We start from the raw sequence: 23794 nt of genomic DNA, 5'->3' as shown, positions 1-23794 counted from the left end.
GCCCCCCACCCCAGCCCTCCCCACCGCAAGCGGGGGGAGGGGAAGGCCGCTTCGCCTCAGTGCGAGAACGTGTCCATCGTGACCCTGCCATGCTCCAGGCAACGCTGGTGCCAGCGCCGGCTCTGCGGCAGGTTTGCCAGCCTGCTCAGGAGAGATCGTCATGGACTACCGCGCACTCGGCCGTGCCGGCCTCAAGGTCTCGCCGCTGTGCCTGGGCACGATGATGTTCGGCGCGCAGACCGAGGAAACCGATGCGCGCGCGATCATCGACAATGCCGCGGCCGCCGGCATCAACTTCATCGACACCGCCGACGTCTATGCCGAGGGACGCTCGGAGGAGATCATCGGCCGCGCCATTGCCGGCAATCGCCAAAGCTGGGTGCTGGCGACCAAGGCGGCGAACGCGATGGGCGAGGGGCCGAACCAGCGCGGGCTCTCGCGCAAATGGCTGCTGGAGGCCTGCGATGCCAGCCTGAAGCGGCTCGGCACCGATTTCATCGACATCTATTACCTGCACAAGGAAGACCACGGGACGCCGCTCGCCGAGACGATCCGGGCGATCGGCGATCTCGTGCGGGCCGGCAAGATCCGCTATTTCGGCGTCTCGAACTATCGGGGCTGGCGCGTCGCCGAGATCTGCCGGCTCTGCGACGAGCTCGGCATCGACCGGCCGGTGGTCAGCCAGCCCTATTACAACGCGATGAACCGCATGCCGGAGGTCGAGCACCTGCCGGCCTGCGGCTATTACGGGCTCGGCGTCGCCAGCTATTCGCCGCTGGCGCGCGGCGTGCTGACAGCGAAATACGAGCCCGGCCAGGCGCCCCCGGAAGGCACGCGCGCCGGCCGTGCCGACAAGCGCCTGATGCAGACGGAATGGCGCGAGGAATCGCTGGTGATCGCTCGCACGATCCGCGACCATGCCGCGGCGCGCGGCCTGACGCCGGTGCAGTTCGCGGTCCGCTGGGTGCTGAACAACAAGCTCTTGACCGCGGCGGTGGCCGGGCCACGCACCATGGAGCAATGGCAGGGCTATCTCTCGGCATTGTCGGCCGACTTCACCGCCGAAGACGAGGCGCTGGTCGACAGTCTTGTGCCTGCGGGCCATCCCTCGACGCCGGGCTATAGCGATCCGGCCTATCCGCTGGAAGGACGGCTGGCGCGGACCGGGTGAGGGCGGTGTTCCTCACTTCTCCCCTTGCGGGAGAAGGTGGCGCGCAGCGCCGGATGAGGGGGCGCGCGACCTTTCCGCGTCATGGTCGGGCTTGTCCCGACCATCCACGTCTTCCTCCGGGCAGCGTAGTGTTCAAGACGTGGATGCTCGCCACAAGGGCGAGCATGACGGAAAGGTCACGCGACCCCTCACCCTAACCCTCTCCCGCAAGGGGAGTGGGGACTGCCGCCGCCCTATGGATGCAGCTTCAGCCCCTTGATCGCCTTGTCGACCGCCTTGCGCTCGCCATGCATTGCGATCCCGACTAGGTCGAGCGCGTCTGTGGCGACAGCTTCAACTGCAGCGCGGTTGGCCTCGTCATGACCGGTCGCGAACAGCTCCCTCGTGTAGAGCGAGGGCGTCAGGCCCGCTTCGCCGGCGCGCCGCAGCACGCGGGTGAGGTCGGCGGAGGTTGCGGCGAAGATCAGGATCGGCTGGCGTACCAGCGGACCGTAGACCTTGCCGGAGCCGTCGCGGTAAGCTTGGCCGCCGAGGTCCGGCGCGGCGGCGACCAACCCTCCGGACAGGAACGCGGTGACATTGAGCTTCTGCCAGGCGGCGAGCTCGTCATGGACGATGATGGCAATCTTGTTGTCGAAGCGCATGCCCACAGCGATAGAGCCCGGCCAGCCTGCCGGTCTTGAACGTTCGTGCGCGTTCGCCTCGCCCGGCGACTGGATCCGCACGGCGCCGGATGGCGAAGGTCTCGAGCGGATCGAGGCGTTCTTCAGCGGCCATGCCTATGACACGCACCGGCACGACACCTATGCGATCGGTTACACGATCAGCGGGGTGCAGAGCTTCGACTATCGCGGCGTGCAGCGGGATTCGACGCCGGGCGACCTGATCGTGCTGCATCCGGATGAATTGCATAACGGCCGGGCCGGAATCGAGAGCGGCTTTCGCTATCGCATGGCCTATGTCGAGCCCGGGCTGATCATGGCGGCGCTCGCCGGGCGGGCCAGCGCGATGCCGTTCATCGGCAATGCCGTCTGCCGCGACGGCAGCCCGATGCGCGCGCTCGTCGGCCTGCTCGGCGATGTCGAGCATGGGCTGGAGCCGCTGGAACGCGATGCCGCGGTCGGGGCGCTGGCTGAGGCGCTGCTCAAGCTCGACCCGTCCTGCGCGCTGAACAGCGCGGAGACGTCGGCGATGCGGGCCTGTGAGCGGGCACGCGATTTCCTGAGCGAGAGCCGTGACGAAGCGATCGATTCTGCGCAGCTGGAGGCGGTCACCGGGCTCGATCGCTATGCGCTGGCGCGGCAGTTCCGCCGCCGCTATGGCACCAGCCCGCATCATTACCTGGTGATGCGCCGGCTCGAACGGGCGCGATTGCTGATCCGCCGGGGCGAAGCGCTGGCCGAGGCTGCCGCCGCCAGCGGCTTCGCCGACCAGAGCCATATGACCCGGCATTTCCGCAAGGCCTATGGGCAATCTCCCGGGCGCTGGCGGGCGATGCAGGTCGGAAGCAGGCCGGACGCGGCCTGAGCGGCGCTCAGTTCATCACGCAGAAGCCGCCGACGACCGTCTGCGAACGGCACCAGATCTGCGGTTCCGCCGGCCGCGTGCCCCGCAGGTCAGCCGCGTCGGCTGCAGCGATGGTGGTTGGTGCTGCGATGTGGAGCGGCTGGTTCGGCGCTGCGCTCTCCCCCTGACGGCTGCGCAGGGATGGCGTCGCCACGACATGGGAGCTATCACGGTGGCCCTGGCTCGTCGGCGTGGCGTGTGAACGGCCGCCGAAGCGGAACTTGGCGGCTTCGGCGCTCGCCGGCAGCAGGGCCAGGGCGAGAGTGGCGACAGCGAGAAGACGGATCATGCCAGGCTCCATTGCGCGGCCTGAGCGTGCCTGAGCGTACCTGTCCTGCCCAGCGAAGCCTGGGATCAGGCTGAGCAAGGGGTTAAGCGGATGTCGCGGGCTGCTGCGATATCAGGCCCGTGCTCCGGTCAGGCCGGGCCAGGCCGCCATGGCGCCTTGGGCCACCGCCTCGAGCTCGGCGCGGCTGGCGCCGTCGCGGGCGCGGACAGACATGCCCTGCTGCACCGTGCAGTAGAAGGCGGCGATGGCGGCCGGATCGCCCGCCTGCAGTTCGCCGCGGGCGATCGCGCCGCGCAGGCGCGTTTCCAGCACGCCCTGCATCTCGGTGCGGGCGTCGCGCAGAGCCCGGCCTGCTTCCGCGCTGGTGCCGGCGGCGTGCACCACCGAGAGCACGACCATGCAGCCCGCCGGCTTGTCCGGGCGACTGAACAGCGCGGCGGAGCGCATCAGATAGATTTCGATCGCCTCGCGCACCGTGGGCGCAGCGGCGATCGCAGCCGCGAGCTCGGCGCCGTCGCCTGACTCGTAGAGCGCCATCGCCTCGCGATAGAGCGCCTCCTTGCTGCCGAAGCAGGCGTAGAGGCTGGGCGCATTGATGCCCATCGCTCCGGTGAGCTCGCTCATCGAGGCGCCCTGGAAGCCCTTCTCCCAGAACAGGAGCATGGCCTTCTGCAAGGCCGCAGCCCGGTCGAAGGCGCGTGGGCGGCCTCGTTCGGCCATGGTCGTCACCTTTCTGTATCGTTCGATAAATAAATTACTTGACGCGTTGAGGCAAGCGAGGCATCGATATTTGTATCAATTATTACAGATATGGTGATCCATGACGAAACTGGCAGGCAAGACGGCCCTCGTGACCGGAGGCAGCCGCGGCATCGGCGCGGCGACGGCATTCCGGCTGGCGCAGGACGGGGCGGATGTGGCACTGACCTACGAGCGCGCCCGCGACAAGGCCGAGGCTGTGGCGGACCAGATCCGGGCGCTCGGCCGCAAGGCCGTCGTACTGCAGGCCGATAGTGCCGACCCGGCGGCGCTGACCGCGGCAGTCGACAAGGCGGTGGCTGAGCTCGGCGGGCTCGACATCCTCGTGAACAATGCCGGCATCTGGCATTATGGCGAGGTCGGAAGCTGGGCTCTCGACGAGATCGACAAGGTCATCGCGGTCAATGTCCGCGCCGTGATCGTCGCCTCGCAGGCGGCTGCCAAGCATTTGCCAGATGGCGGGCGGATCATCACCACCGGCTCCTGCCTCGCCGAACGCGTGACGGATCCGGGGATCGCGCTCTATGCGATGAGCAAGGCCGCGCTGATCGGTTTCACCAAGGGGCTTGCCCGCGATCTCGGCGCGCGCGGCATCACCGTCAACGTCGTCCATCCCGGCTCGACCGATACCGACATGAACCCGGCCGATGGCGAGCATGCGGAAGACCAGCGCGCCAAGATGGCGATCCCGCGCTATGGCAAGGCCGAGGATATCGCCGGCCTGATCGCCTATCTCGCGAGCGAGGAGGGGCGGTTCATCACCGGCACCGGCATCGCCATCGATGGCGGGGTGAATACCTGAGCGCCATCGCTCTCAGTGCCCAGGCAGCACGATGATCGTCGGCTTGGCCGGCAAGCTCGCCTTCGACAGCACGATCTCTGGCCGCTCGCGCCGCTCGACTGGCCAGAGGTCCTGCGATCGGGCGAGGAAGCGGTTGAGGGTGCCGCCACCAAAGAAGTGCATGGGGATCATCACCCTGGCCTGCACGGCTTTCAGCACCTCCAGCATGCCTTCCTGGTCGAGCGTATAACTGCCGTCGACCGGGAAGAGCACGATGTCGACCCGGCCGAGCGCGCGCAAGTGCCCGGGCTCGAGCGGGTGATGGAGATGGCCGAGATGGGCGATGCAGAGCTCGCCGATCTCGAAGACGAACATCGAGTTGCCGTCATAGTCGGTGTCGCCGCCATAGGTGCGGATATTGGTCGGGACATTGCGCACGCGCATGTCGCCTAGGGTGACGTCGTGATGGGCGGCGCCCTTGCCGGACGGATCCCAACCCGGCAGCACCTGCTTGATGGCGGGATCGGGCGCGCGCGAATAATGCGTCGAATGCGCCTTGTTCATCGTCGCGATGTCGGGCGTCACCGGCGGGCGGACATAGTCGTTGTAGTCGGTCGCCGCCTTCACCCCGCCGGGCGTCTCGATCAGGAAGGTCGCGTGGCCGATGAAGGTCAGCTTCACCTCGTCCTTGGCTAGGTTCACGCGCTGGATCGGCAGGCGATAGCTCGCCATTTCCGGCCGGCAGCCAGGCTCGTTGGCCTGGGCGAGGGCAGGGGCGGCGAGCCCGGCCGCGAGGATGGCGGCGATCCCTAGTCGCCAAAGCATCGTCGCAACCGTCATAGCGGGCTCCCCACGATCTCAGTGCCGTGAGGAGCTTCCCGCAAAAGCCGGACCACGAAAAGCCGGCTGGCGGGTTTGTGAAGCGTCAGGCCTTGCTGACCCGCACGATCGCGTCGGCGCGCTTCTCCAGCCCCGGCAGCAGTTCGAGGCCGAGGCCCGGCGCTTCCGAGACGGTGATCATGCCGTCCTTCGTTACCGGCAGCTCGGTGACGAGCTCGGTGTACCAGCCGGTGTAGAAGGCGCGCACCGATTCCTGGATCAGCGCGTTGCGGGCGTGCAGCGAGAAATGACAGGACGCCGCGTAGACCACCGGGCCGGTGCAGTCATGCGGCGCGACCGGGGTGTGCCAGGCCTCGGCCATGCCGGCGATCTTGCGCGCTTCCGAGAGGCCGCCGCACCAGGACAGATCGAGCATGACGACGCCGGCCGCCTTGGTCTCGAGATAGTCGCGGAAGGAGTGGGTGTAGGCCAGCGTCTCGGAGGCGCAGACCCAGGCCTTGGAATGGCGGGCGTATTCGCCGAGGTCCTGGACGTTGTCGAGGCGGAACGGGTCCTCGTGCCAGTAGGTGTCGAATTCGGCGAGCCGCTCGGCCAGCTTCTTGGCCATGGGCAGGCTCCACAGCGAGTGGAACTCGACCATGATGTCCATCTTGTCGCCGACCGCCTTCCTGATCTTGCGGAAGGGCTCCAGCGCCGTGTTCAGCTCCTGCGGGCTGATGTCCCAGCCGGAAGTGCGCTCGGCGGCGATGTCGAACGGCCAGATCTTCATGCCGGTGATGCCCTGCTCCAGCAGGGAATGCGCTAATTCGTCGGCCCGGTAGAGGAAGCCTTCGAGGTCCTCATAGGGGCCGCCCTGCTCGCCGACATGCCAGTTCGCGACCTTCTGGGCGCGGGCATCACGGATGTATTTGTAGCCCGCGCAGGTGTTGTAGGTGCGGATGGTGTCGCGGGTCCGGCCGCCGAGCGCGATCGAGACCGGCTGGCCGATCGCCTTGCCGTAGATGTCCCAGAGGGCGAGGTCGACCGCGGAGTTGCCGCGCGTCTCGACGCCTGAGCCGCGCCAGCCGAGATAGTTGTTCAGGCTGGCGTTGCGGGCCTCGATCTGCAGCGGGTCCTGGCCGATCAGCTTGGGCGCGACGCTCTCGTGCAGATAGGCCTCGACCGCGGCCGCGCCCATAAAGGTCTCGCCGAGGCCGACGAGCCCGTCATCGGTGTGCAGGCGCACCCAGACGAGGTTGCCGAACTCGGCGAGGCGGATGGTTTCGAGGGCGGTGATCTTCATCGGTGGTCCGGGGATTGGTGGGGAGAGGGGCGGCCTCGGCAGGCGTCATTCTCGGGGTTGACCCGAGAATCTCATGACCAGAGGGCCTGGTTTCCGAGATGGTCGGGTCAAGCCCGACCATGACGGTGTCGGAAGGCTGGCTTACTTCCCGCGGAGCTTGGCGAGGTCGGCCTGGATGCGCTCGATCGTGTCCTTGCCGATCGTCGCCTGATGGCGCTGATAGACGGCCTGGGTGCTGTCGCGCATCTTGGCGAGCTCCTCGGCGCTGACCTCACTGACCTGCATGCCCTTGGCCTTGAGATTGACGAGGGACTTGTCGTTGAGCTCGCGCGAGACCTTGCGCTCCTCGTCGCGGCCGACGACGGCGCAGTCGCTCAGCACCTTCTGCTCCTCGGCCGAGAGCTGGTCCCAGAGCTTCTTCGAATAGAGCATCAGGAACGGCGTGTAGGCGTGCCGGGTCAGCGTCAGGTACTTCTGCACCTCATAGAGCTTCGAGGTGTCGATGGTGACGAGCGGGTTCTCCTGGCCGTCGATCGCATGGGTCTCCAGCGCGGCGAAGACCTCGCCGAAGGCCATAGGCGTCGCATTGGCGCCCATGGTCTTGAAGCTGTCGAGGAAGATGTTGTTCTGCATGACGCGGACCTTGAGGCCGGTCATCTCCTCGGCCTTGGTCACGGCGCGCTTCGAATTGGTGAGATTGCGGAAGCCGTTCTCCCAATAGGCCAGGTTGACCACGCCGAAGCCCGGCAGCTTGTCGGCGATGTACTTTCCGAAGGCGCCATCGAGCACCGCATCGGCCTCCTTCTCGTCGGTGAACAGGAAGGGCAAGTCGAAGACGCCGAGCTCGGGCATGATGCCGACCAGCGGCGACGAAGAGGTGATCACCATCTCCTGGGTGCCGGCGCGCAGCGCCTGCGTCGCCTGCAGGTCGCCGCCGAGCGCGCCGCCCCAGAAGGCCTGGAGCTTGAGCTTGCCGCCGGACTTCTCGGCCATGCAGGCCTTCATCTTGGCGACGCCGTTGCCGACAGGGTGATCCTCGTTGATGCCGTTGGAGACGCGGATATTGCGCTCCTTGATCTGGGCCTGGGCGGTGCCGGCGAAGGCCGCGAGCGCGACACCGGCGACGAGCGAGAGGAGGCGGGCTGTCCTGGTCATGATCTACTCCCTGGTACTGGTTTCTTGGTTGGATATTCGACAGGCAGGCTTTGTCTCAGCGGCCGCTCAGCCAGGCGAGCGGCACCATCACGAGCTGCGGGAACAGCACGAGCAGGAACATCGCGAGCGACTGGGCGATGAAGAACGGCCAGACGCCACGCATCACCGCGCTCATCGGCACGCGGGCGACGCCGCAGACGACGTTGAGCACGATGCCGACCGGCGGCGTGATCAGGCCGATGGCGTTGTTGATGATGAAGAGGACGCCGAAATAGATCGGGTCGATCCCGGCCTGCTTGACGATCGGCATCAGCACCGGCGTCAGGATCAGCACGGTCGGGGTGAAGTCGAGCGCGGTGCCGACCACCATGACAAGCAACATGATGATGATCATCAGCACGGTCTTGTTGCCCATGAAGGGTTCGAGCAACGACGACAGCTCGGCCGGGATATTGGCCTGTGTGATCAGCCAGGCCGAGACTACGGCCGCGGCGACGAGCAGCATCACGGCGCTGGTGGTTTTCGCCGCCAGCAGCGTCACCCGGTAGAGGTCGCTCGGCTTCAGCTCGCGGTAGACGAACATGCCGACGATCAGCGCATAGACGGTGGCGACCACGGCCGCCTCGGTCGGCGTGACGATGCCGAAGCGGATGCCGCCCAGGATCGCGATCGGCATCAGCAGGGCCAGCGAACCGTCCCAGGTCGCTTTCAGGCGCTCGGCACCGGTCTTGCGCGGCAGCACCGTGATCTTGTCGCGGCGGGAGACGATCCACCAGGCGATGACCAGCGAGAGGCCGATCAGCAGGCCGGGGAAGACGCCGGCGAGGAAGAGCCGGGTGATCGACAGGTTGGCGGCGACGCCGAAGACGATGAAGCCGATCGAGGGCGGAATGATCGGCGCGATGATGCCGCCGGACGCGATCAGGCCGGCCGAGCGGCCGACATCGTAGCCGGCGCTGCGCATCATCGGCAGCAGGATCGAGGCCAGCGCTGCGGTATCGGCGGCGGCCGAGCCGGAGAGCGAGGCCATGATGATCGCTGCGAAGATCGCGACATAGCCGAGGCCGCCATGGAGATGGCCGACCAGCGAGAGCGCGAAGTTGACGATGCGCTTCGAGAGGCCGCCGGCATTCATCAATTCGCCGGCGAGCAGGAAGAAGGGGATAGCGAGGAGCTGGAAGGAATCCGCGCCGATGATCATGTTCTGCGCGATGATCTGGGTATCGTAGACGCCGAGCCAGAACATCAGCGCGACGGCGCAGACGATCAGCGAAAAGGCGATCGGCATGCCGAGCGCCATCGCTCCGCAGAGCGAGACGAGGAAGACGGCGACGGTCATTCCAGATGCCCCTTCAGATTATGCGAGGGGCTGGCGCTGTAGTCGCCGGCGAATTCGGCGAGCTCATAGGGGCCGAGCCTGCCGGTCAGGGCCCGGAACAAACGGCCGAGCGTGATCAGGGCGATGCCGGCGCCGGCGAAATAGAGCACGCCATAGACATAGGCCATGCTGATGCCGGTGACCGGGGCGACGGCGCTCTCATTGATCGCCTGCTGCTTCCAGGTGCCTTCGAGCAGCATCAGGCAGCAGATGAAGACGATCGCGTCGCTGGTGATCATGCAGACGCGCCGGCCCTTGTCGCCGAGCGCGCCGACCAGGCTGTCGACGCCGAGATGGCCGTTCTCGCGCATCACCACGACGGCGCCGATGAAGGTCAGCCAGACGAAGAAATAGCGCGACAACTCTTCCGACACGTCGATGCCGGAGTTGAACAGATAGCGCAGCACGACATTGCCGAACACCATCACCACCATGCCGGCGAGCAGGGCGACGAGGCTGAACTCAAGCGCGCGTAAGACCCACCTTTCGGCGTGACGCAGCATTGGACGTTTCCTGTTGGTCTGTTGTTGTCGATGTCCGGACGCTCTGTGTCGCCTCGGGTTTGGGCATCTCGCTCTTGGTGCGGGCGGCGTTTTCCATGTCGGCGCGGGCGACCGCGATCAGTTCCGCCATGGTCCTGCGCGCAGCCTCCGGATCGCGGGCGACGATGGCGTCGGTGACGACACGGTGGATCGCGAGCGAGGCCCGGGCGCGCTCAAGATCGTGCATGGAGAGACCGAACGAGGCCTTCAGCACGGCCTGCAGGATCGGCCTCAGCTGGATCAGCAGCAGGTTGCCGGAGGCCTCCAGGATCGCCTCGTGGAAGCGATAGTCGGCGGTCTGGTGGCCGGGCTTGTCGCCCGCTGCCGTCATCGCCGCCATGGCCGCGCTGATCTCGGCGATCTGCTCGTCGGTGCCGCGCTCGGCGGCGAGGCCGGCGGCGGTCGGCTCGATCATGCCGCGCAGTTCGAGCAAGTCGCGCTGGAAGCCGCTCGCCATGTCGGCATCGGTCATCCAGCCCATCACCTGCGGGTCGAGCAGCCGCCAGGCCGAGACCGGCTGGATGCGCGAGCCGACACGCGGCCCGGTGACGATCAGCCCGAGCGCCTGCAGCGTCTTGGTCGCCTCGCGGATGACGGTGCGGCTGACGCCGAAATGCGCGCAAAGCTCATCCTCGCGCGGCAGCGTGCCACCGAGCCCGATCTGCCCGGAGACGATCTCCCGGCCGAGCCGGTCGACGAGATGCGCATGGAAGTTCGAAGGCCGAGCCATAGATAGATCATATCATCATATGATTGAATCGCAAGTGAGCGAAGGTGCCGCCGGCTGTGGGTATCCACAGCTTGCGCTCAGTCTTGGAGATGGCGATCGAGGACGGATGCCTGAGCAGCTCCCCGCGGCGTTCTACGCCAGTGCCTTGGGCAAGGGCAGGGCCGGGAACAAGGCGCGCCTGCCGCGCAGGTGAACGGGGGAGCGGGCTTACTCGGTCTGGTCGAGGAATGGCGTGTCGCGGCTGCTCACATAGAAGATCACCACCTTGGTCAGTTCGGTGGCGCTGCGATTGTAGCCGGTCATCTCGACGCCCGGCGGTTCGACATAGGCCTCGCCAGCCTTGACCACCAAGGGCGGCTGCCCCTTCAGCTCGAGCGTGAACGTGCCTTCGAGGACATAGACCGTCACGGGAAAGCGATGGCTGTGCCTGACCGTCCTGCTGCCGGGCTGGAAGGTCGCGCTCATGACGCGGATCTCCTGCGAGGCATCGCGCGGCATCGCGTCGACCAGCTGGCGCAGCAGGAGATTGGGCTTGGTCAGGGCCGCGTCATGAGCACTGGCGCTGGGTCCAAGGGCGAGGCTCGCGACGACGAGGGCTGACGGATAGAGCGACGGGCGCATCGCATTTTCCTTCCGTTTCGGGGCTGGTATCCTGCCGGCATTCCGTGAGGGTAGGTCCTGGCCGGGACCCGCGGGAGCCGCGATTTCCGGGAGGGGGGTCGCAGGATTGCGTCTCCAAGGCAGCGCCCGAAGCGAGGCGGGGACATGTTCGACTGGGACGACCTCAAGCCTTTCCTGGCCGTCGCCGAGCACCACAGCATGATCGCGGCGGCAAAATCGCTCGGCCTCAGCCAATCCACCGTGCAGCGGCGATTGGCGGAGCTCGAACGGCGCATCGGTCGTGCCCTGGTGGTGCGGCACCCCGCCGGCTATCGCCTGACGGAGGATGGGCTGAGCCTGCTGCCGATGGCGCAGAAGGTAGGGCGTGCCGTCGCCGAGCTGCAGCAGCATCTTGACGACACCGCCCGCGATCTCGACGGCGTCGTCCGCGTGACCTGCCCGGAGCCGCTGGTGCCGCGCATCGTCGGCTCGGGGCTGCTCGACGCCTTCCAGGCGCGCTATCCGAGGCTGCGTGTCGAGTTCGTGACCAGCGACCGCTATCTCGATCTCTCGCTGGGCGAGGCGGATATCGCCTTCCGTTCCGGCGATACGGATGACGAGCTGGTCGGGCGCAAGATCGCCGAGTCGCTCTGGGCGATCTATGCCAGCCCCGACTATCTCGAACGCCATGGCCGGCCGGCGACGCTGGGCGATCTCGGTCGGCATGCTCTGGTCGGGCTGGAGAGCGCGCTCGCTTCGCACCGCATGTTGACCTGGCTCGCCGATGTCGCGCCGGGAGCGCATTTCGCGGTGCGCAACAACAGCGTGCTCGGCCTGGTCTCGGCGGTCCGGTCCGGCGTCGGAATTGGTCCGTTGCCGACGGCGCTTGGCGATGCCGATGACGGGCTGGTGCGGATTTTCGGCCCGATCCCGGAACTCACCCGGAGCTGGCGCATCCTGGTCCATCCCGATCTGAGGCATACGCCGCGCATCGCTGCCTTCTTCGACTTCATCGTCGAGAACAAGGCCGCGCTGAAACCGATCTTCACCGGCTAGCATGCGGCCATGATGGTTGCGGGCAGGGCGGCCGGTCGCTACATACGCGGCACATTTCCCGAAAGCCTCAGCGCCCCAGTCCGAAGCGGAGCCCGCACGCCCCATGTCTCGTCAGTTCATCTACCATATGCGCGGCCTGTCGAAGACCTATCCGGGCGGCAAGCAGGTCCTGAAAGACATCCACCTCAGCTTCTATCCGGACGCCAAGATCGGCGTGCTTGGCGTCAACGGCGCCGGCAAGTCGACCCTGCTGAAGATCATGGCCGGCTTCGACAAGGAGTGGACCGGCGAGGCCTGGGTCGCCGAGGGCGCGCGCGTTGGCTACCTGCCGCAGGAGCCGAAGCTCGACGAGACTCTCACCGTCCGCGAGAACGTCATGCTCGGCGTCGGCCCGCAGAAGGCGATCCTCGACCGCTACAACGAGCTCGCCATGAACTATTCGGACGAGACCGCCGACGAGATGACCAATCTCCAGGACGAGATCGAGGCCAAGGGCCTGTGGGATCTCGATTCCAAGGTCGACCAGGCGATGGACGCGCTGCGCTGCCCGCCGGACGACTGGGAGGTCGGCAAGCTCTCCGGCGGCGAGCGCCGCCGCGTTGCGCTCTGCAAGCTGCTGCTGGAGCAGCCGGAGCTGCTGCTGCTCGACGAGCCGACCAACCATTTGGACGCCGAGACCACCGCCTGGCTCGAAGGGCACCTGCGAACCTATCCGGGCGCGATCCTGATCGTCACCCACGATCGCTACTTCCTCGACAACGTCACCAGCTGGATCCTCGAGCTCGATCGCGGCCAGGGCATTCCGTACGAGGGCAACTACTCGGCCTGGTCGGTGCAGAAGCAGAAGCGCCTCGCCCAGGAAGGCCGCGAAGACGTCTCGCGCCAGAAGACCCTGGAGCGCGAGCAGGAGTGGATCTCGGCCTCGCCGAAGGCGCGCCAGGCCAAGAGCAAGGCCCGCATCCAGCGCTATGACGAGCTGGTCCAGAAGGCCTCGAACAAGGGACCGGACACCGCCCAGATCATCATCCCGATCGCCGAGCGGCTCGGCAACAACGTCGTCGATTTCGAGGACCTGTCGAAGGGCTTCCAGGACAAGCTGCTGATCGACGGGCTCACCTTCAAGCTGCCGCCGGGCGGCATCGTCGGCGTGATCGGCCCCAACGGCGCCGGCAAGACCACGCTGTTCAAGATGATTACCGGGGTCGAGAAGCCCGATGCCGGCACGATCAAGATCGGCGAGAGCGTCCAGCTTGGCTATGTCGATCAGAGCCGCGACTCGCTCGACGACAAGAAGAATGTCTGGGAGGAGATCTCGGGCGGCAACGACATCATCTATCTCGGTAAGAAAGAAATTAATTCAAGGGCTTATTGCTCGGCCTTCAACTTCAAGGGCGGCGACCAGCAGAAGAAGGTCGGCTCGCTCTCGGGTGGTGAGCGCAACCGCGTCCACCTCGCCAAGATGCTGAAGTCCGGTGCCAATGTCCTCCTGCTCGACGAGCCGACCAACGATCTCGACGTCGATACGCTGCGCGCGCTCGAAGAGGCACTTGAGGACTATGCCGGCTGCGCCGTGATCATCAGCCACGATCGTTGGTTCCTCGACCGCATCGCGACCCACATCCTCGCCTTCGAGGGCGACAGCCATGTCGAGTGGTTCGAGGGCAACTTCCAGGATTACGAGGAAGACAAACAGCGCCGGCTCGGGATCGACAGCACCATCCCGAAGCGCATCCAGTACAAGAAGTTCACGCGCTAAGTTGCTGGCGCAGGATTCAAAAAGGCCCGCGCTCCGGAAACGGGGCGCGGGTTTTTTATTGGAACCTACTGCGTCTTGCCAGAAGCGCATGTCATCCCGGCCGGAGCGAAGCGTAGAGCCGGGATCCATGCCTGAACCTTTGCCGGAAGCGCTCCGGCATGGATCCCGGATCGGCGCCGCTGCGCGGCTTGTCCGGGGTGACCAGTAGTTCCAGGGCAAGCCAGCGCACCACAGCGAAGCAGGGCTGGCCGCGTCCTGCTCAAGCCCTGGCTTCCCCACCAAGCAGCTTCTGCACCGCGACAAGATCAGTCCCCACGAAGTCCGACGACCGGCTGACCTCCGCCCATTCAGCCGACTCCTTCTGCCGCTGCGCCTCCGCCTGGGCGAGGACGAAGAGGGCGTCGCTGCCGAGGACGAGATGGGCCGGCAGGCTTTCGCGCCGGCTGAGGTCGAGCACGATCCCGGCGATCCGCTCGGGATCGCCGATCTCGTTGCCGACATAGGCCTTGAGCAGGTCGAGCACGGCACCGACGCTGGGCTGGTAGTCCGGCATCACCGCCGGAGCATTTCCGCGGGCGATCTCGCCCCAGCCGGTGCGCATGCCGCCGGGTTCGACCGAGACGATTTTGACGCCGAACGGCGCAACCTCCTTGGCGATCACCTCGGTGAAGCCGCCGACCGCCCATTTCGCCGACTGGTAGGCGCTGAGGCCGGGCGTGCCGGTGCGCCCGCCGACCGAGGAGATGTTGATGATATGGCCGGCGCGCTGGCCCCGCAGCACCGGCAGCGCGGCGCGGGTGAGGTTCACCACGCCGTAGAAATTGGTCTCGATCTGGGCGCGGAAGCTGTCCTCGCTGGTCTGCTCGAAGGCGACGGCATGGCCATAGCCGGCATTGTTCACGAGCACATCGAGCCGGCCGAAGGTGTCGACCGTCACGGTCACGGCCACCTGCGCGGCCGCCATGTCGGTGACGTCGAGCGCGAAGGAGAGCAACGTGTCGGGATATCGGGCCTCGAGATCGGCGAGGCGGTGGGGATCGCGTGCGGTTGCGACGACGTTGTCGCCGGCGGCGAGGGCGGCTTCAGCGATCGAGCGGCCGAGGCCGCGGGCGGCGCCGGTGAGCAGCCAGGTCTTGGTCATGAGATGTCCTTTCGAGGCTGTGAGTGAGTGCTTGCTCATTCTAGCGAGGCCAAAAGGCCGCGCTGGATGGTCGTTGGCCTTCAGGCGGAAATGCCGTCCCAGAACACCGAAAAGCCGGTCCGCCGGTAGTGCTCGTGCCGGTTCGGCTCCTGCGCGATGAGGTCGAGCGTCATGGTGCCGATGGCGTCGAGAACCGCGCCGATGAAGCTCTGCGGCTGGTCCTTGAGCACGCCGTCGCGGTGCCCCTGTTCGAACATGGCGCTGATCTCGGCGAAGGCGATGGCGGATTTGTCGCGGGTCTCCTGGGTGATCCGGCCGGAGACCGCGAGCTGGCGCAGCGCCTTGCGCTTGGCGGGATGCTTCGCGCCCCAGTCGATGAAACCGTTCCAGAAGTGCTCGAACCGGTCGCGCACGCTGCCATTGCTCGGATAGGAGGGCACGGTGAGCCTGGCGAAATCGGTCTTCAGCTCAAGATAGAGCTGGTTGAGCAATTCGTCCTTGTTGGCGAAATAGGTGAAGAGCGTACCTTCGGCGAGCCTGGCCTCCTTCGCGATCTTCGCGGTCGGCGCGCCAGTGCCGTGCTCGGCCACCAGCTTGCAGGCAGCGGCCAGGATCGCTTCGCGCTTCGCTTCGCTGAGGGGACGGGCCATGAACGGGTCAAATCTGAATGAGTGAGTGATTGCTCATTTATTTGGATGTGAGGACCGCGAGAGTCAAGGGCTGTCCCCGCTCGTTTTTTCAGAGCGAGCGCCCGACCCGCTCGATCGCGGCCAGGAACCAGGCCAGCGCCGGGTCGGTCGCGGCGCGGCGGCTGTGCAGCAGGTCGATGGCGAAGGGCGGGGCGTCATAGGGCAGGGGCATGAGCCTGACGCCGGCGATCTCGGCGAAGCGCCCGGCGACACGCCGCGCCATGGTCGCGACGAGGTCGGTGCCGGCGACGGCGAAGGGCACGGCGATGACATGGGCGAGCGTGACCGCGACGCGGCGCTTGCGGCCCTCCAGGGCGAGGATGGCGTCGACGATGCCAGGCGACCCGTCGCCCCCGCCGGCGGAGAACAGCGCATGCGGCAGCCGGAGATAGTCGCTGGCTGTGAGCGGCGCGGCGTGCTTCTTGTCGCGGATGCAGACGAAGTCTTCCTCGAACAACTCGCGCCGGACGATGCGCGGGGAGTCTGGAAGGTGACCGCCGACGAGCGAGTCGACATCGCCGCGTTCGAGGGCGGCGAGGCTGGCGGCGGCATCAGCGATCGGCCTGACGATGAGGTCGATGCCGGGCGCTTCCTGACGCAGCAGGGCGACCAGCGCCGGCACGACGACGAGGTCGCCATAATCGGTCACGGCGATGGTCAGGCGGCGGCGCGCGGTCGCCGGGTCGAAGTCGGTGTCCGGCGCGAGCGTTGCCCTGATCTGGGCGAGCGCCTCGCCGATCGGCCGGGCCAGCGCCAGCGCCCTTGCGGTCGGCTGCATGCCCGCGGCGGTGCGAATGAAGAGCTCGTCGCCGAACAGAGCGCGCAGGCGTGTCAGCGCGCTGCTCATCGAGGGCTGCGCCAGGCCGATGCGTTGGCCGGCGCGGGTGACGTTGCGCTCCTCCAGCAGCGCTTCGAAGGCGGTGAGCAGGTTGAGGTCGACGGCAGCTAAATTCATCTGAGCAATAGTACCGATAGTAAAAATCGATTTCCACAATGATGTGCGGGCTGCTGAAAGAGGCGTGCTTGAAACGGCCGGACGAGGCGCATGCGAGCATCCCTGTCGCGCCTCATCCCGCGCGGACCAACGATCCTGGCGCTCGGCGTCCTGGTCGGGCTGGCCTTTCCGGCGCTGGCGGAGCTGGTCCGGCCGTCGATGCCGGTGACGATCTTCATCATCGTGCTCGGCACGCTGCTGCGGACCGACGGAAAGGCCGTCATCGCCGTGCTTGGCCGCCCGGCGCTCTCCGTTCTGCTTCCTGTCACCGTCATGGTCGCGTGCCCGGTGCTGATCGGACTGATTGCTTACCGCTTCGGTGTCGGCGCCGAGCTGGCGCTCGCCCTTGTGCTGGCAACCGCGGCGCCGCCATCGAGCGGCACGGCGGCGGTGGCGCGGATGCTGGGGCTCGACGGCACGGTGCCGCTCGCGGTGACGCTGCTGTGCATGGCGCTCGCCCCGCTCACCGTGCCGCTCCTCGCAGGCTGGTTCGGCGGGATCGGTCTCAGCGCCCTCGATCTCGCCTTGCGCCTGGCCGTGCTGGTCGGCGGTGCCGAGGGCGTCGCCCTGCTGCTGCGGCGCTTTGCTGGAGTGCAACTGCGCAGCCATGGTGAAGCGATCGACAGGATCGTGGTCGTGGCGCTGCTCGTCTTCGTGATCGCCACCATGGCGGGCGTGCGCGGGCAGATCGAGGCGGACTGGCAAGGCGCGCTGCTTTGCCTCGCGCTCGCCTTCGCCTGCAATCTCGGTTTGCAGGGTGCGGGGGCCGCTCTGCTCCCCGGCGCGCTCGTCGAGCGATTGACCGTCGGCCTCATCCTCGGCAACCGCAATGTCGGGCTGGTCTGGTCGGCGCTCGGCGCTGCGGCCTCGCCGCGCATGGCGCTGTACTTCGCGGCGACGCAGTTGCCGATCTATCTCACCCCGCGTCTGATCGACATGATCATCAGCTACGCCAGAGCAAGGAAGCCATCATGACCGCCGCCCGTCTGACGGAAGAGCTCGCACTCCGCTTCGCCCGCATCGCGCTTGGGCATGTCGGGCGCGAATACCCCAACAAGCCGGATCATACGCTGGCGGGGCCGGAGGATGCGCTGACCCCGCGCGAGCTGCACCCGGTCTTCTACGGAAGCTATGACTGGCATTCCTGCGTCCACAGCTACTGGATGCTGGCGCGCCTGCTGCGACGCTATCCCGGATTCGCGGCGGCTGCCGAGATCCGCGCGCTGTTCGACGCGCAGCTGACGCCCGAGAAGGTCGCGGTCGAATGCGCCTATCTGGCAGCTCCGACCGCGCGCGGCTTCAAGCGCCCCTATGGCTGGGGCTGGCTGCTGAAGCTGGCGGCGGAACTGAGCCTGCTCGACGACAAACGCTGGTCGAAGATTATCGCCCCGCTGGCCGAGGTCTTCGCGCAGCGCTTCCGCGATTTCCTGCCGCTCGCGACCTATCCGGTGCGGGTCGGGACGCATTTCAACACCGCCTTCGGCCTGCGCATGGCCGCGGATTATGCGACCGCGACGGCGGACGATGATTTCGCGGCGCTGCTGCGCGACACGGCCCTGCGCTGGTATGGTGCCGATGTCGATTGCCCGGCCTGGGGTGAGCCGAGCGGCGACGATTTCCAGTCCTCGGCCCTGATCGAGGCCGAATGCATGCGCCGCCTGCTGGCGCCGGAGGCTTTCCTGCCCTGGTTCGATCGCTTCCTGCCGAAGCTCGGGCGCCGGGAGCCGGCGACTTTGTTCCGGCCCGCCACTGTCACCGACCGCAGCGACGGCAAGATCGCCCATCTCGACGGGCTGAACCTCAGCCGCGCCTGGTGCTGGCGGGCGCTGGCCGGTGCGCTGCCGGAAGGCGATGCCCGCCGGGCGGTCGCGGAGACCGCCGCGACAGAGCATCTCGCCGCCGGAATTCCCCATATCGCCGGCGACTATATGGGCGAGCACTGGCTCGCGAGCTTTGCCGTGCTCGCTCTGGAAGAGGAGCCCTGAGCGCCGAAAGCCTCAGGCCTTGCCCTTGACCAGGATGCTGGCGTCGACATCCTGAATGTCGCGCTTGCCGCAGAGGGCCATGGTGATGTCCATCTCCTTGCGGATGATCTCCAGCGCCAGCTTGACTCCCTCCTCGCCCAGGGCGCCGAGCCCATAGAGGAACGGGCGGCCGATCAGCACGCCGCGGGCGCCGAGCGCCACCGCCTTCAGCACGTCCTGGCCGGAGCGGATGCCGCCATCCATCCAGACCTCCATGCGTCCGCCGACCTGCTCGACGATTCCCGGCAGGGCTGCGATCGAGGAGACTGCGCCGTCGAGCTGGCGCCCGCCATGGTTGGAGACGATCAGCGCATCGGCGCCGCTCTGTGCCGCAAGTTCGGCATCCTCGGCATCGAGGATGCCCTTCAGGATCAGCTTGCCGCCCCAGCGGTCCTTGATCCATTTGACGTCGTCCCAGCTCAGCGTCGGGTCGAACTGCTCGGCGGTCCAGGCGGAGAGCGAGGTCATGTCGCCGACGCCGCTGGCGTGGCCGACGATGTTGCCGAAGCTGCGCCGCCTGGTGCCGAGCATGCCCATGCACCAGCGCGGCTTCATCACGAGGTTGATCAGGTTGGCGATGGTCGGCTTCGGCGGAGCGGAGAGGCCGTTGCGGATGTCCTTGTGGCGCTGGCCGAGGATCTGCAGGTCGAGCGTCAGCATCAGCGCCGAGCAGCCGGCCGCCTTGGCGCGGTCGATCAGGCGCTCGATAAAGGCGCGGTCGCGCATCACATAGAGCTGGAACCAGAATGGCTTGTCGGTGTTCTCGGCGACGTCCTCGATCGAGCAGACGCTCATGGTCGAGAGCGTGAAGGGCACGCCGGCCCGGGCGGCGGCCCGGGCCGCGAGAATCTCGCCATCGGCGTGCTGCATGCCGGCGATGCCGGTCGGCGCGAGCGCCACCGGCATCGAGACCTGCTCGCCGATCATGGTGGAGGCCAGCGTGCGGTTGGTCATGTCGACGGCGACGCGCTGGCGCAGCTTGATCCCGGCGAAATCGGCCTCGTTGGCGCGGTAGGTGCTCTCGGTCCAGGCGCCGGAATCGGCATAGTCGTAGAACATGCGCGGGACGCGGCGCTTCGCCAGCAGACGCAAATCCTCGATGGTCAGAAGCTGGGCCATGGTCGCCAAATCCCGCGTTTTCTCCGTTCGCTCGGTCGCATGGAACGAAGCGAGAGGCAACCGCGGAGGCCGCGCGCGAAGATGCCGGCGTCGCTTCAGGCCCTGTTCATCGCGATGCGGCGATGCCAGCGGTTGAGCCGGGCGGCCCGATCCTGTAGGGCGGCTCATCCCTTCCGTCCGTTCAGCGAGACCTCAATCATGCTTCTGCGGCTCGTCGCTGCATTCCTGTTCTGCGGCCTTGCGACCTTCGCCCACGCGCAGCAGGAGGGTGTCGGCTGGAAGCAGGGCCGCGAGGCCGCCGAGATCGAGCGCAAGATCACGGCGCTGATCGGCAGGATGACGCTGGAGGAGAAGGTCGGCCAGCTCCACCTCTCCGGGCGCGGCGAGGGCTTTGACATCAACCAGGTCAAGGCTGGCCGGATGGGTGCGGTGATGAACTTCGTCGTGCCGCAGGAGGTTCGGCAGGTCCAGGAGGCCGTCAGGCAGTCGCGCCTCAAGATCCCGCTGATCATCGGGCTCGATGCCGTCCATGGCTTCTCGACCTATTTCCCGCTGCCGCTCGGCCAGGCGTCGAGCTGGAATCCGCAGCTGATCGAGCAGGCGGCCTACTGGACCGGGCGCGAGGCGCGTGCCGCCGGCGTCAACTGGACCTTCGCGCCGATGGTCGACATCTCGCGCGATCCGCGCTGGGGGCGGGTGCTGGAGGGCGCGGGCGAAGACGCCTATCTCGCCAGCATCATCGCGGTGGCGCGGACGCGTGGCTACCAGCGCGGCGGTGTCGCTGCGAGCGTCAAGCACTTCGTCGGCTATGGTGCGGCCGAGGGCGGGCGTGACTACAATTCGACCTGGATCCCGACGAGCCAGTTGCACGACCTGTTCCTGCCGCCATTCAAGGCTGCGTTCGACACCGGCGCGATGACGGCGATGGCGGCGTTCAATGCGCTGAACGGCATGCCGGCCACGGCCCATCGCGGCATGCTGACCGATCTCCTGCGCGGGCAATGGGGCTTTCGCGGCTTCGTCACCTCGGATTTCGGCTCGATCACCGAATTGCGCCTGCACGGCATCGCCAAGGACGACGCGGAAGCCGCGCGCAAGGCGCTGCTCGCCGGCATCGACATGGACATGATGGGCGATGTCTACCACAAGCACCTCGCCAATGAGGTGAAGGCCGGCCGCGTGCCGGTGAAGGCGCTCGACGAGGCCGTCCGGCGCGTGCTCAGAGTCAAATATCATCTCGGCTTGTTCGAGCGCGCGGATGTCGACGTCGCCGCCGCGCCGTCGCTGATGCAGACCGAGGAAGCCCGCAAGGTCGCCCGCCAGGCCGCGCGCGAAGGCGTGATCCTGCTCCGGAACGACAAGCAGACGCTGCCGATCGCGCCGGCTGTGAAGTCGGTCGCGGTGATCGGCGCCATGGCGGTGCCGGAGGATGAGCGGGTCTGGACCGATCCGGCGGGTTTGGGGCGCCGTGTCGTCCAGCCGTTGCCTGAGGCGCTGCGCGAGCAGCTGCCGGCCGACGTCACGGTTACCTACGAGCCTGCCTTCGCCAAGGCCTGCGGCACCGAGTTCAAGGACAAGGACGCGGCGCTGAAGGCGGCGGCTGCCGCCGATCTCATCGTCACCATGCTCGGCGAGGACTGCGAGTTCATGGGCGAGGGCGCCTCGCGCACCAATCTCGGCCTGCCCGGCGTGCAGCAGGAATTGCTCGAGGCGCTGGTCGCGACCGGCAAGCCGGTGGTGCTGGTGCTGGCGACGGGCCGGCCGCTGGTCCTGAGCTGGGCCGACAAGAACGTTGCCGCGATCGTCCAGACCTTCCATGGCGGCACCGAGGGGCGCGCCGCGATCGCCGAGGTGCTGGCCGGCAAGGTCAATCCGGCCGGGCGGACGCCGATGAGCTTCCCGCGCTCGGTCGGGCAGATCCCGGTCTATTACGACCAACTGCCGACGGGACGGCCGCAGAAGATCCGCCAGCGCTATGAATCCATCTACATGGACGAGGCCAACGAGGCGCTCTACCCGTTCGGCTTCGGCCTGTCCTATAGCCGCTTCGCCTATGCCAATCCGCGCGTGACCAACGCCAGGGTGCCGTTCGACGGGGCGACGGAGGTTGCCGTCGACGTGACCAATCAGGGGGATCGCGACGGCCAGGAGGTGGTACAGCTTTATATCCGCCAGCCCGTCGCAGAGCGCTCGCGGCCGCTGCGTCTGCTCAAGGGCTTCGACAAGGTCGCGCTCAAGGCCGGCGAGACCAGGACGGTGCGGTTCAAGCTGGAGGGCAAGGCGCTCGGCGGCCATGACGATGCCGGCCGCTACCAGCTCGATCCGGGTACCGTGGAGGTTTATTTCGGCGGTTCTTCGCTCGCGTCGGTAAAGGCGCAATTCGAGCTGACGAAGCGCTAGAGCCCGTTCCGGGTGACTTGCGTGCAAGTCGCTCGGATAAAACGGTCTCTACCTAAAAGTGCAGAAACGGATTCACCGATCAGGTCGATGCGACTTGATCGGATCCGGCCCTGGCGGACGTAACGGCAACTGCCAGCGGTTTCATCTCGACAAGCTTGCGTTTTCGGTCAATCCTCGCTGTGCGGGGCCTTTTCGACAGCGTTGCCGAGGGCTCCGTTACGACCACGGATGCTCCAAGGGATGCGGCGATGGCGACCGGAACCGTCAAATGGTTCAATACCGAGAAGGGCTACGGCTTCATTCAACCTGCTGACGGCGGCAAGGATGTGTTCGTGCACATCACTGCCGTCAAGGAAGCGGGCCTGATGTCCCTGACCGAGGGACAGAAGCTCTCCTTCGACCTGAAGACCGAGCGCGGCAAGACCGCGGCGGGTGACCTGAAGCTGCTCTGAACGCAGCAAAAGGCCTGATAGGCGTGACGAAGGCTACCGGCCTGCGGTTGTCATGACTGCGCCCAAAGCCGGCAGGCTCACGCTCCATTTGAGAACCGGCCCCGACCGGCCTGGCAACCACGCGCTCACGACGAGGCCTGCTTCTCATCCTTGAGGTCGAGTTGTCGGCGTTCCTGATCTAGCGCGCGTAACGCCGCGCTCCGGCGACGCAGAGGACGACTGCGGCCGAGGTCGCGATCATCTGCCAGCCGACAGTTTCGCCGAGCAGCAGGCCGGCCAGCGCCAGGCCGAAGAAGGGCTGCAGCAATTGCAGCTGCCCGACCGCGGCGATGCCGCCTTGGGCGAGGCCGCGATACCAGAAGACGAAGCCGATCAGCATGCTGAACAGCGAGACATAGGCGAGGCCGAGCCAGGCCGGGCCGCCCGCCTGAGCGAAGGATACCGGCAGCGTCGCGAGCGAGAGGCCGGCCATGATCGGCAGCGACAGGACCAGCGCCCAGGAGATTACCTGCCAGCCGCCGAGATGGCGCGAGAGGCGCGCGCCCTCGGCATAGCCGAGGCCGCAGACGATGACGGCGGCGAGCATCAGGAGGTCGCCGACGGGTGAGGCGGCGATGCCTTGCGTCCAGGCGAAGCCGACGACGCAGAGGCTGCCGAGGATGGCGAAGACCCAGAAGGCAGGCTGAGGCCGCTCGCCGCCGCGCAGCACGCCGAAGATCGCGGTCGCGAGCGGCAAGAGGCCGATGAAGACGATCGAGTGGGCGGAGGTGACGTGCTTCAGCGCCAGCGCGGTCAGCAGCGGGAAGCCGACGACGACGCAGAGCGCGACCACGGCGAGCGGCAGGACATCGGCGCGGGCCGGCCGCTTTTCCCGGAGCGCGAGCAGGAGGGCGAGCCCGAGCAGGCCGGCGATGGCGGCACGTGCGACGGTCAGGAACACCGGATCGAAGTCGGCGACGGCGACGCGTGTCGCCGGCAGCGAGCCGCTGAAGATGACGACGCCGATGAAGCCGTTGAGCAGGCCGTTCGCAGTTCTGTCCATGATCCCTCCAGGAGCCGGCCTGCATGCG

At 67.0% G+C, this 23794-nt stretch carries 24 protein-coding genes; 9 read left to right on the top strand and 15 right to left on the bottom strand.

Annotation, left to right across the window (positions count from 1 at the left end; all coding sequences use genetic code 11):
* The first annotated feature begins 160 nt into the window (after positions 1-160).
* Entirely contained in the window at positions 161-1171 is a 1011-nt protein-coding gene (locus tag GV161_RS30800) for an aldo/keto reductase (RefSeq protein ID WP_152013063.1), read from the top strand.
* A 233-nt stretch (positions 1172-1404) separates the two neighbouring features.
* Here GV161_RS30800 and GV161_RS30795 read toward each other — a convergent pair whose 3' ends face one another.
* Positions 1405-1815, bottom strand: coding sequence for a DUF2000 family protein (locus GV161_RS30795; protein WP_152013062.1), 411 nt, complete (start codon positions 1813-1815; stop codon positions 1405-1407).
* Between GV161_RS30795 and GV161_RS30790 the strand changes: the two genes are divergently transcribed.
* Positions 1814-2698: an AraC family transcriptional regulator gene (locus GV161_RS30790; protein WP_152013061.1), complete on the top strand. Its 885-nt coding sequence runs from the start codon at positions 1814-1816 to the stop codon at positions 2696-2698. The genes GV161_RS30795 and GV161_RS30790 overlap by 2 nt on opposite strands.
* Before the next feature lie 7 nt (positions 2699-2705).
* Here GV161_RS30790 and GV161_RS30785 read toward each other — a convergent pair whose 3' ends face one another.
* On the bottom strand, positions 2706-3026 hold the full coding sequence (locus GV161_RS30785; protein WP_152013060.1) for a hypothetical protein: 321 nt from the start codon (positions 3024-3026) through the stop codon (positions 2706-2708).
* A 111-nt stretch (positions 3027-3137) separates the two neighbouring features.
* Positions 3138-3746 (bottom strand): TetR/AcrR family transcriptional regulator, encoded by a 609-nt coding sequence (locus GV161_RS30780; protein ID WP_152013568.1) that lies wholly within the window; start codon positions 3744-3746, stop codon positions 3138-3140.
* A gap of 100 nt (positions 3747-3846) precedes the next feature.
* On the opposite strand from GV161_RS30780, the gene GV161_RS30775 reads away from it, so the two are divergent.
* The gene (locus GV161_RS30775) at positions 3847-4587 is read left to right on the top strand and encodes a 3-oxoacyl-ACP reductase family protein (protein ID WP_152013059.1); all 741 of its coding nucleotides are present in this window, start codon (positions 3847-3849) and stop codon (positions 4585-4587) included.
* A 12-nt stretch (positions 4588-4599) separates the two neighbouring features.
* On the opposite strand, the gene GV161_RS30770 is transcribed toward GV161_RS30775, so the two are convergent.
* From GV161_RS30770 to GV161_RS30740, 7 genes are all read right to left on the bottom strand, one after another.
* Complete coding sequence (locus GV161_RS30770) at positions 4600-5406, bottom strand: MBL fold metallo-hydrolase (protein ID WP_152013058.1); 807 nt, start codon at positions 5404-5406, stop codon at positions 4600-4602.
* Between the two features lie 85 nt (positions 5407-5491).
* Positions 5492-6688 carry a mandelate racemase/muconate lactonizing enzyme family protein gene (locus GV161_RS30765; RefSeq protein ID WP_152013057.1) on the bottom strand — a complete coding sequence of 399 codons (1197 nt, stop codon included), beginning with the start codon at positions 6686-6688 and terminating at the stop codon, positions 5492-5494.
* A 141-nt stretch (positions 6689-6829) separates the two neighbouring features.
* Positions 6830-7843 carry a TRAP transporter substrate-binding protein gene (locus GV161_RS30760; protein WP_152013056.1) on the bottom strand — a complete coding sequence of 338 codons (1014 nt, stop codon included), beginning with the start codon at positions 7841-7843 and terminating at the stop codon, positions 6830-6832.
* A 55-nt stretch (positions 7844-7898) separates the two neighbouring features.
* Positions 7899-9182 (bottom strand): TRAP transporter large permease subunit, encoded by a 1284-nt coding sequence (locus GV161_RS30755; protein WP_152013055.1) that lies wholly within the window; start codon positions 9180-9182, stop codon positions 7899-7901.
* On the bottom strand, positions 9179-9724 hold the full coding sequence (locus GV161_RS30750; protein ID WP_152013054.1) for a TRAP transporter small permease: 546 nt from the start codon (positions 9722-9724) through the stop codon (positions 9179-9181). The genes GV161_RS30755 and GV161_RS30750 overlap by 4 nt, the downstream gene beginning before the upstream one ends.
* Positions 9684-10493, bottom strand: a complete 810-nt coding sequence (locus GV161_RS30745) for a FadR/GntR family transcriptional regulator (RefSeq protein WP_152013053.1) — start codon at positions 10491-10493, stop codon at positions 9684-9686. Before GV161_RS30745 ends, GV161_RS30750 begins: the two co-directional genes overlap by 41 nt.
* 207 nt (positions 10494-10700) lie before the next feature.
* Complete coding sequence (locus GV161_RS30740) at positions 10701-11114, bottom strand: cupin domain-containing protein (protein WP_152013052.1); 414 nt, start codon at positions 11112-11114, stop codon at positions 10701-10703.
* 144 nt (positions 11115-11258) lie between these two features.
* Between GV161_RS30740 and GV161_RS30735 the strand changes: the two genes are divergently transcribed.
* Positions 11259-12149, top strand: a complete 891-nt coding sequence (locus GV161_RS30735) for a LysR family transcriptional regulator (protein ID WP_152013051.1) — start codon at positions 11259-11261, stop codon at positions 12147-12149.
* A 103-nt stretch (positions 12150-12252) separates the two neighbouring features.
* Positions 12253-13905 carry an energy-dependent translational throttle protein EttA gene (ettA, locus tag GV161_RS30730; RefSeq protein WP_152013050.1) on the top strand — a complete coding sequence of 551 codons (1653 nt, stop codon included), beginning with the start codon at positions 12253-12255 and terminating at the stop codon, positions 13903-13905.
* Between the two features lie 259 nt (positions 13906-14164).
* Here ettA and GV161_RS30725 read toward each other — a convergent pair whose 3' ends face one another.
* The 3 genes from GV161_RS30725 to GV161_RS30715 form a co-directional block, all read right to left on the bottom strand.
* A complete protein-coding gene (locus GV161_RS30725; RefSeq protein ID WP_152013049.1) occupies positions 14165-15046 on the bottom strand; it encodes an SDR family NAD(P)-dependent oxidoreductase in 882 nt (293 codons plus the stop codon).
* An 80-nt stretch (positions 15047-15126) separates the two neighbouring features.
* The gene (locus GV161_RS30720; protein ID WP_152013048.1) at positions 15127-15696 is read right to left on the bottom strand and encodes a TetR/AcrR family transcriptional regulator; all 570 of its coding nucleotides are present in this window, start codon (positions 15694-15696) and stop codon (positions 15127-15129) included.
* An 88-nt stretch (positions 15697-15784) separates the two neighbouring features.
* Entirely contained in the window at positions 15785-16690 is a 906-nt protein-coding gene (locus tag GV161_RS30715; protein ID WP_152013047.1) for a LysR family transcriptional regulator, read from the bottom strand.
* A 90-nt stretch (positions 16691-16780) separates the two neighbouring features.
* On the opposite strand from GV161_RS30715, the gene GV161_RS30710 reads away from it, so the two are divergent.
* On the top strand, positions 16781-17704 hold the full coding sequence (locus GV161_RS30710) for a hypothetical protein (RefSeq protein WP_152013046.1): 924 nt from the start codon (positions 16781-16783) through the stop codon (positions 17702-17704).
* On the top strand, positions 17701-18714 hold the full coding sequence (locus GV161_RS30705) for a DUF2891 domain-containing protein (RefSeq protein ID WP_152013045.1): 1014 nt from the start codon (positions 17701-17703) through the stop codon (positions 18712-18714). Before GV161_RS30710 ends, GV161_RS30705 begins: the two co-directional genes overlap by 4 nt.
* Positions 18715-18726: 12 nt before the next feature.
* Here GV161_RS30705 and GV161_RS30700 read toward each other — a convergent pair whose 3' ends face one another.
* Positions 18727-19872, bottom strand: a complete 1146-nt coding sequence (locus tag GV161_RS30700) for an alpha-hydroxy acid oxidase (protein WP_152013044.1) — start codon at positions 19870-19872, stop codon at positions 18727-18729.
* Positions 19873-20070: 198 nt separating this feature from the next.
* Between GV161_RS30700 and GV161_RS30695 the strand changes: the two genes are divergently transcribed.
* On the top strand, positions 20071-22272 hold the full coding sequence (locus GV161_RS30695; protein WP_159650602.1) for a glycoside hydrolase family 3 N-terminal domain-containing protein: 2202 nt from the start codon (positions 20071-20073) through the stop codon (positions 22270-22272).
* A 248-nt stretch (positions 22273-22520) separates the two neighbouring features.
* Entirely contained in the window at positions 22521-22724 is a 204-nt protein-coding gene (locus GV161_RS30690; protein WP_057190882.1) for a cold-shock protein, read from the top strand.
* Positions 22725-22902: 178 nt separating this feature from the next.
* Here GV161_RS30690 and GV161_RS30685 read toward each other — a convergent pair whose 3' ends face one another.
* On the bottom strand, positions 22903-23766 hold the full coding sequence (locus GV161_RS30685; RefSeq protein WP_152013042.1) for a DMT family transporter: 864 nt from the start codon (positions 23764-23766) through the stop codon (positions 22903-22905).
* Between the last annotated feature and the right edge of the window lie 28 nt (positions 23767-23794).

Source organism: Bosea sp. 29B (assembly GCF_902506165.1).
Classification (GTDB): Bacteria; Pseudomonadota; Alphaproteobacteria; order Rhizobiales; family Beijerinckiaceae; genus Allobosea.
The sequence above is the reverse complement of the archived record's forward strand: the minus strand, read 5'-3'. Positions and strand labels throughout refer to the sequence as shown.

Coding starts and splice junctions, on each gene's coding strand:
- GV161_RS30735 (WP_152013051.1), top strand. CDS start 11,259: ATGTTCGACTGGGACGACCTCAAGCCTTTCCTGGCCGTCGCCGAGCAC.
- GV161_RS30695 (WP_159650602.1), top strand. CDS start 20,071: ATGCTTCTGCGGCTCGTCGCTGCATTCCTGTTCTGCGGCCTTGCGACC.
- GV161_RS30800 (WP_152013063.1), top strand. CDS start 161: ATGGACTACCGCGCACTCGGCCGTGCCGGCCTCAAGGTCTCGCCGCTG.
- GV161_RS30765 (WP_152013057.1), bottom strand. CDS start 6,688: ATGAAGATCACCGCCCTCGAAACCATCCGCCTCGCCGAGTTCGGCAAC.
- GV161_RS30760 (WP_152013056.1), bottom strand. CDS start 7,843: ATGACCAGGACAGCCCGCCTCCTCTCGCTCGTCGCCGGTGTCGCGCTC.
- GV161_RS30725 (WP_152013049.1), bottom strand. CDS start 15,046: ATGACCAAGACCTGGCTGCTCACCGGCGCCGCCCGCGGCCTCGGCCGC.
- GV161_RS30755 (WP_152013055.1), bottom strand. CDS start 9,182: ATGACCGTCGCCGTCTTCCTCGTCTCGCTCTGCGGAGCGATGGCGCTC.
- GV161_RS30740 (WP_152013052.1), bottom strand. CDS start 11,114: ATGCGCCCGTCGCTCTATCCGTCAGCCCTCGTCGTCGCGAGCCTCGCC.
- GV161_RS30745 (WP_152013053.1), bottom strand. CDS start 10,493: ATGGCTCGGCCTTCGAACTTCCATGCGCATCTCGTCGACCGGCTCGGC.
- GV161_RS30795 (WP_152013062.1), bottom strand. CDS start 1,815: ATGCGCTTCGACAACAAGATTGCCATCATCGTCCATGACGAGCTCGCC.
- GV161_RS30780 (WP_152013568.1), bottom strand. CDS start 3,746: ATGGCCGAACGAGGCCGCCCACGCGCCTTCGACCGGGCTGCGGCCTTG.
- GV161_RS30715 (WP_152013047.1), bottom strand. CDS start 16,690: ATGAATTTAGCTGCCGTCGACCTCAACCTGCTCACCGCCTTCGAAGCG.
- GV161_RS30685 (WP_152013042.1), bottom strand. CDS start 23,766: ATGGACAGAACTGCGAACGGCCTGCTCAACGGCTTCATCGGCGTCGTC.
- GV161_RS30775 (WP_152013059.1), top strand. CDS start 3,847: ATGACGAAACTGGCAGGCAAGACGGCCCTCGTGACCGGAGGCAGCCGC.
- GV161_RS30700 (WP_152013044.1), bottom strand. CDS start 19,872: ATGGCCCAGCTTCTGACCATCGAGGATTTGCGTCTGCTGGCGAAGCGC.
- GV161_RS30710 (WP_152013046.1), top strand. CDS start 16,781: ATGCGAGCATCCCTGTCGCGCCTCATCCCGCGCGGACCAACGATCCTG.
- GV161_RS30790 (WP_152013061.1), top strand. CDS start 1,814: ATGCCCACAGCGATAGAGCCCGGCCAGCCTGCCGGTCTTGAACGTTCG.
- GV161_RS30785 (WP_152013060.1), bottom strand. CDS start 3,026: ATGATCCGTCTTCTCGCTGTCGCCACTCTCGCCCTGGCCCTGCTGCCG.
- GV161_RS30750 (WP_152013054.1), bottom strand. CDS start 9,724: ATGCTGCGTCACGCCGAAAGGTGGGTCTTACGCGCGCTTGAGTTCAGC.
- GV161_RS30690 (WP_057190882.1), top strand. CDS start 22,521: ATGGCGACCGGAACCGTCAAATGGTTCAATACCGAGAAGGGCTACGGC.
- ettA (WP_152013050.1), top strand. CDS start 12,253: ATGTCTCGTCAGTTCATCTACCATATGCGCGGCCTGTCGAAGACCTAT.
- GV161_RS30705 (WP_152013045.1), top strand. CDS start 17,701: ATGACCGCCGCCCGTCTGACGGAAGAGCTCGCACTCCGCTTCGCCCGC.
- GV161_RS30770 (WP_152013058.1), bottom strand. CDS start 5,406: ATGACGGTTGCGACGATGCTTTGGCGACTAGGGATCGCCGCCATCCTC.
- GV161_RS30720 (WP_152013048.1), bottom strand. CDS start 15,696: ATGGCCCGTCCCCTCAGCGAAGCGAAGCGCGAAGCGATCCTGGCCGCT.